Raw genomic sequence first — 367 nt, 5'->3', positions numbered from 1 at the left:
ACTAGTTTTTATGGCAGTCATGGCAGCGGCATTGTGCCATGCACAGCAGCCTGATTCCCTTTACCAAAGTGCTTACAAGGAGCTTACCGGTATGTTGGACGGCACAGAGCCGTTGAGCTTTAAACGGGCGGTGTTTGTGACAGAAAATGCTTACATGGGTGGGAAAATGGAATATGAGGTATTTCAGGCACGCATTGCTTTCCTGGCGCACTTGGCGGGCAAGCTAAAGGCACAAACGGATTACCCCTATAAAGGTAAGGACATAGACAAGGTAAGCACTTACTGGTCGGCCTACCGGGTGCTGAAAGACAGCATCCCCCTGATATTCCAAAACGATACCCTACAAACCATTCCTTACACTTATGAT

At 48.2% G+C, this 367-nt stretch carries 1 protein-coding gene; it reads left to right on the top strand.

Going from position 1 to position 367, the window contains the following annotated elements:
• Positions 1-367, top strand: a 367-nt coding sequence (locus E1163_RS30040) for a hypothetical protein (protein WP_221417852.1), incomplete at both ends; no start/stop codon positions are given.

The sequence above is a fragment of the Fulvivirga kasyanovii genome (assembly GCF_009711405.1).
Lineage (GTDB): Bacteria > Bacteroidota > Bacteroidia > Cytophagales > Cyclobacteriaceae > Fulvivirga > Fulvivirga kasyanovii.
Note: the sequence above shows the minus strand (reverse complement) of the source record. Positions and strands in the feature narration are given on the sequence as shown.